This window comes from Mesorhizobium sp. M2C.T.Ca.TU.002.02.1.1, assembly GCF_003997225.1.
Window position 1 is genome coordinate 1 of sequence record NZ_RZTO01001529.1, and the last position, 451, is coordinate 451.

The 451-nt window shown below is 65.0% G+C and carries 1 pseudogene; it reads left to right on the top strand.

From position 1 onward, the window contains the following. Window positions 1-451 (top strand): annotated as a pseudogene (locus EOD07_RS37125) (lipid-A-disaccharide synthase); the annotation flags it as partial.

Consider the following 451-nt stretch of genomic DNA (forward strand, 5'->3'; position numbering starts at 1 on the left):
GGCGCAGAGCCAGCCGCGCGATCTCGCCGCCGACCGCGTCAAGACGGTGCTGGTGCTGCCCGGCTCGCGCCGCGGCGAGGTCCGCCGGCTGATGGAACCCTTCGGCAAGGCGATGTCGGCGCTGCGCCAACGCGGCCATAGCCTGCGCCTGCTCTTACCGACGGTGCCGCATGTAGCAGAGCTGGTGAAGGCCTCTGTTGCCAGTTGGGATGACAAGCCGGAAATCATCACCGAGCCGGAGCGCAAATGGCAGGCCTTCGGCAAGGCCGATGCGGCGTTGATCGCATCTGGAACGGTTTCGCTCGAGTTGGCGCTTGCCGGCGTTCCGATGGTGTCCTGCTACAAGCTCGACCCGATCGCGCGCCAGCTCCTGCAGCATATGGTGACAACATGGTCGGCATTGCTGCCCAACCTCATTTCCGACCGCGCGCTGGTTCCAGAGTTTTATGAC